General features: G+C 70.3%; 1 protein-coding gene. It reads left to right on the top strand.

What is annotated here, in order from left to right; all coding sequences use genetic code 11:
* Positions 1-115 precede the first annotated feature (115 nt).
* The coding region (locus ACI2L1_RS44770; RefSeq protein ID WP_404745238.1) for a nucleotidyl transferase AbiEii/AbiGii toxin family protein at positions 116-6,180 on the top strand (6,065 nt) is incomplete at its 3' end.

Below are 6,180 nucleotides of genomic sequence, written 5' to 3'. Positions count from 1 at the left end.
GGGCGCCGTGCCCGCGGCTCTGTTCCCCACTCATGGGTGGAATTCCCCCCCGGTCAAGGACGCGGACGCGTCCTCGGGTACGAACGCCGTCGCCGGCACGGACGGTACCGACCTCGTGGAGGCCTCTGCCGCCCCGCCCGCCCGCGAACCCGTGCTCGACGGGGCCGCCGAACCGGAGGCCATCGCCGGTACCAGGGCTGCAGACAACACCGATCGCACCGAGCCCACCGATGACGCCGGGGCAACCGATGTCGACGCCTTGAATCCGCTCGCCGGCTCGAAGCCGCTTACCCTCGCGGACTCGGTCGCCGCCGTGCTCTTCGGCCCGGCGTCCGGCACCGGGGAGCCCCAGGCCGGGCGCCAGAACAGTCCTGACGCCCGTTACCTGGTGGATCTGCAGGGCGGGGCTCCCCGACAGCTGACCGGCCCCGACGGATCCGTCTACGACCTGATCACGCCCTCCGGAGACGGCAACCGCTTCTACGGGGCCTTGGCGGCCGCCGCACCCGGCTACCTGGACCCAGACCGGCTTCGCGACCTGATGGCGGCCCAGGCACTGCCGGAGACGGCCGGGCTGGACCCGCATGCCACGTTCAGCCCGGAGGAGCTGGCCGCGGCAAGCGTGGTCCTCGACCGCGACCAACGCCGCCAGTTCGAGCGCGACGGCGGACGGCTGCCCGCCATGTTCCGGCTGACCCGCCGTCAGGAAGCGACTCTGATCCAGAGCCAGTTGCGCACGGCCCGCCGCTGGAATTCCGGTATGGCATCGCTGGCAGCCGAGTCGGCCGCTCGTGTGCAGCAGATCAACGTGGTTCTCGTCCACGAGAACGGCACGTTCAACCGCTACGGAGACCGCAACGCCTCCCTCCATAGCGCGGCGACCCTCTATGCACGCGGCGACAAGTACCTGGCGGCCCGACCCCGCCCCGTCCGCCGGGAGCAGTGGCGGTCCCGGCGGTCGGCTGCTCCGGCGTCTGCGCTGTGGATGGAGCGCTATGACCCGGCCCGCGACCCCCTGCGGCCGGGCGCGGCCGCCGTGGGTCTGGCCGGGCGTGACATCCGGATCCGCATGTGGATCCGCCGGATTCAGGCCGATGACGGCCGCTGGGTAAGGAACCTCTCCCTCCACCTGCCCGTGCGCTTCGGCGAGGGCTTCTCCTTGGACGACCTCCCAGCATTCCAGGAGCGGATGCGGGAGCTGATGGACACGCACGTCAATCACGGTCTGCGGCTGCCCCGCTCCGGCGACCAGCTTCACATCGATCTCACGCTCACCCACGCCCCCGATCACCCGGAGGCCATCGAGCTAAGCAGGACGCCTGACCCGGCCGACTCCGACCAGCTCCACCTGCGTCTGCACACCACCGCCGACCCGTCATCGCAAGCGCGGCAGCGTGATGAGACCACCGTCCTCCACGAGCTGCTGCACTACACAGGTGCGATCGACGCCTACCATGACCCCGATTTCCTCTTCCGCCGCCTCGCCGAGCGCACTGACCACACCGGGATCATGGCCGACGTCACCGGTGTGACCGACCCAGTCCTGCCGCTGGACCTCCTGAAGATGATTGAGGGCACTGCGGATTCCGGTCCCGCCGTCCACGACCACCCCCTGTCGGCCCCTTCCGGCACCGCTGCCCCGGCCGACGACGCGAGCCTTCTGCCCCCCACGGATCTGGATCCGCTCCATCCGCCGGCCCGGGCGCAGGCCAAGTTCACGGCCTCGCGCGAGGTGGTCCAGGACGTCGAGAGGCGCTGGGATCAGACGGTTGAGGACCAGGGCGACGGCAACAAGCTCATCATCACGGTCGAGGGCGACAGCGTCCCAGTCGGTGACCTTGTCTCCCTCGTTCTGGAGCGGATCGGCGCGACCGACCATGCCGCCGCACTCAGCGTCCAGGGCAACGCAAAGGGCAAGGCCAAGGCGGGGGCCGTGCACAAGCTCCTGTTCTCCTACAACGACGACGGCAGCCGGGGGACTGTCAGCCGCGAGGTGCGGGTCGAATCGGGTCAGCAGGCAGCCGCCTCCTCGTCTCAGGCGACGCAGCCGGTTCCGTCGCCGTCCCTCCCCGCCCCGCGGGCGACGGCCGTGACCAATGAGGCGAAGCTGACGGTGGGCCGGGAGTTCAGCGCGCTGATGCGGGGCCTTGGCCACCGCATCGTGCTTGCAGGCGGCGCCCAGATCAACCTGCTGTTCGACAGCCCGCGCCCGATGGCCGACCTGGACTTCCGCCTCCACACCCCCTACGTAACGGGGTTCGCCGACACCATCAACCAGGCGGTCGCCGAGCGCTTTCCCACACCCCCGGACAGCCTCCCGAACGCCTTGTCCACGGACCCGAAGGACGGCCGCGCACTCACCGGCATGATCAACGGGGTCGAGGTCACCGTCGGCCCGAGCAGCATCGCGTACGACGACGCGACGGACGTCGCCGGGATCACCGTGCCGACCGTGGCCGATGCCCTGGTCGACAAGGCGTTCTCGCTGGCCAGACGGACTGGCCCGAAGCGGCGCAAGGACCTGTTCGACCTGCTGTGGGCCTTGGCGAAGCAGCCCGCCGGCGATGTGCTGCTCGCCGACGAGCTGGAGCCGCGGCGCGGCGACGCCTATCGCCGCGGGACGGCGGCGGGGGCCGCGGACACGCTCACAGCTCAGTTCCGCAACGCGCTGGGCGAGCTGACGAAGGGCAAGCAGTCTCGCCAGGCGCTGGAGAACGAGTGGCGCGACTTCGGTGCGACCGCGCAGGACGTCGAGCGGCTGCGCGAGACGCTCACTGACCTCGCCGACACCTTCCGCGCCGGCCCCGGCCCCTTCCGGGCCCTGGTACTGACGGCAGGCAACTTCACCGGCGACATGTTCGGCCTCGCCACAGCCCTCCTGCTCAACCCCAGACTCCACGCCGGCGTGCTGACAGGCCCCCGTCACCGAGACCAGGTCGGCTCCTTCCTCCGCGCAACCCTGACCGCACCGGTGCATAGCCGGTACGCCAAGCTCCGGGAGAAGCTGGAGGCGAACACCGAGCTGTCCCCCGAGGCGCGCACGGCCGCGCTGGTCGAGATCACCGTCCAGCGGGACAATGAGTCGCGTGCGCAAGAAGAGCGTGTCCACAGCCTTCACGTCGACAACCCGCACAAGACCTACACCGCAGCCGCCCACGGTTCCGAGGCGCTGCCGTATGACGCAATGGCTCCGACTCTGCCGGACGGGCTGCGCAGCGCCCGCTTCCAGAAGCCGGTGTCGTACGCCTCCGCCGAGGTCGTCAACCGGTGGGGCAACCAGGGCCAAGCACGCGCGAAGGTCCGCACGGCGTGGGGACTGGACCAACCCCGCACCCGCCTGGTGCGCGACTTCCTCGCGGCGCGCGGAATCCGCGAGGCAGGGCCACATGCCGTGCTGTGGTCGCGGCGCAGCGGCAAGCAAGGGGGAGCGCACCCGCAGCACGACACCAGCGTGACTGGGCTGCGGCAGATCATCGAGCGCCTGTCGCCCGAAACGTCCGTGATCGTCGCGGGCGACCGAGCGCCCGGCGGCGCGTTGGCGCGGCTGGCCTCCGACTACCCGAACGTCCACGACCTCACGGAGTTCTGGACCGACGACGACTGGACCACGCTCTTCCCCGGCGGCACCCGCCTGGACCAGTTCCAGCTCTTCGACCACCTCTCCCAAGCCGCCGGCGGCGACCTCAAGCACCTGGGGTTCCGCAGCGGCAACCTGGAGGCGTACGCCCTGATCGGCCACCAGGTGCGCTACCTCGAAGAAATGGGCAACCGCCAGGCCGGTCGCCTGGAGCCCTGGCACAAGCCCATCGGCTACAACCGGATCACGCTCAACAGAGTGCCTACCCTGACCGGCCAGTGGGTGGTCGCCATGGCGACCAGGACCGGCCACGAGAGCGCCATCCCCTGGCGGGAGGGCCACGGCGACCAGGTGGGCGGCAAGCCCGTCACGAAGGACGCGGCGCTGGCGGAGCTCAACATCATGCCCAAGCAGCGCGGCTTCGACCCTGCCGCGCTGACGGCCATAGGCGCATATCTCGGATTCACCACCCCGACCACCCCGACCACCCCGACCACCCCGACCACCCCGACGACCCCGACGACCCCGACCACCCCCGTCTTGGCGGACTTCACCACGGCACCCGGCGCCGCAACCGACTCCGACGCACCCTCCGACCGCACCACCGTGCCCGCCTCGGAGCGGTCGGACACACCCGAAGACACGTCTTCTGACGAGGGCTTGTTCGCCAGGCCGATGCGCCCGAGAGAGGAGCCGACGGACCAGCCACAATCAGTCGAGGACAGCACCGTACTGGGGGCTGCCCTGGTATCCCCGAGCCCCTCCGAGGCCGGACCGCGGCCCACGAGCCTTGCGGAGGAGGAGTTCACCCCGCGCTTCGTGCTCCCGGCCGAGGGACGGAACCGACCGGACGCCCGTTTCCTGGCGGATCTTCCGGGTGAGCACGGCATGCAGTTGTATGCTCCCCGCGCCGGGCAGCCGGAAGTCCTGGGCACGGAGGCGGCTGCGGGCCGGTACCGTGTGGAGTCCGCGGTTGAGGGGCGTGCACGCCGAATTCAGGTAGCCAAGCTCGGTCCAACCGGCGACGCCTCCGTGCACACCTGGACCTTCTCCCTGGGCTTCGGCGGACGACCGTCCCTGGCGGGGGAAACGGTCGTACTCTCCGGCGGGCTGTTCGACGGTGAAACCCTCACAGTCCACGGTCGGCTCGGTGACCTCACGGCCCAGCCGGTTCCCGACGCCGAAGGAAACCACTGGCCCGTCAGGGCGGGCGAGGAGTACGTCGTCGCCTCCCCGCAGGGGCGCCAGCGCTACGCCCGGTCGGGTGCGTTCCAGCAGACGGCCGAGGCGTTGGCGCCGGCGACCGAGCCTCCGGCGGCGCCCGCCCGGCTCAGTGCGGACGCGGGCCAGCGCTGGGCGGCCTCGGTCGAGCTGTCCAGAACGCATCTGCGCGCGGCGGCGGCCGACAAGCGGGTGGCCGACCTCATGCGCGACGTCATCGGCGGCTCCTTCACGTCGAAGAAGGGCTACGGCGGCTTCGTGACCCCGTCCGCCCTGGCTGACGGCACGCTCGTGGACAAGGTGCGGCATTTCCAGGTGGTGACTCGGGACCTGCTCTTCGAAGGGCGGAACCAGCACGTCACGGTCTACCGGGGCCTGTCCATGGACCCGGAGAGCCAGCGAGCCGACCGGTTCGTGGAGCGGCTACCCATCTCCACCTCCAACAACTACGACTTCCAGGCCGTCTGGGCGCGGAACGGGACCGCCGGCAACCGCGTGATCTTCGAGATCGACGTTCCCGCGGACCACGGCAAGCTCGCCATGGCCTACCCCGGGCAGTACCAGCCCGCCGAGGGAGACATGCCGGCACTCAACCAGAGCCAGTGGGAGGTCACGCTCTCCCCGACTGTGCTCGTCCGTACCGGAGAGCCTCGCGTGGAGAACGGCATCAGGATCATCCCGGTCCGTGCCGAGGCCATTCCACCCGACCGGTTCGAGGAACTGATCCGGGAGGAGTGGCCCGGCCTCCCGTCGCAGACGGCGTTCGAGGATTTCAGCACGGCATTCCGCAAGGGCTCGCTGCAGCGCTGGCCCGGCCTGGAGGATGCCCAGGTTCGGGAGACGGCCGACGAGTCCGGCTTGAACAGGCGTTTCGTGGTGACCAGGCCGGGGTCTGCGATCCCTCTGATCATCAACCTGGCCCACCAGCCCGAGTCCGACGCCGTCGCGCTGTCCTTCACCGACGGCGAGGGCAGCGTGCTGCGCGAGAGGACGTACAGCGGCACGGGCTTCCGCAACATCGCCACCGATCTGCGTGGCGGCGTGCTGTACGACAACGACGAGTTCCACCCGCTCCCGGCGCCGGCCGCGTGGGCGGAGCTCCCGCCGCGCCCCGAACCCGAACCCGTCGTCGAGCCCGAACCCGTCGTCGAACCCGTCGTGTCCGTGGAATCTCGCAGAAGCTCCGCCGTGTCGTCCTCGGACGCAGGTTCCCCCGAGCCGCAGCGAACCAGCCAAGCAGAAGAGGAGTTCACCCCCCGCTTCGCCGAGTACTACAACAGCCCCATCTGGGAGCAGTACAGCGAGGAGCACGAGAAGGGGATCGGTCAGGTCCTGGCCGCTGACCCGAAGGTCGTTCAGCAGGCTCGTGCCGCGGTCGGCCA

Source organism: Streptomyces sp. NPDC019531, assembly GCF_044903305.1.
Classification (GTDB): Bacteria; Actinomycetota; Actinomycetes; order Streptomycetales; family Streptomycetaceae; genus Streptomyces.
This window is presented reverse-complemented; position numbering and strand designations above follow the sequence as displayed.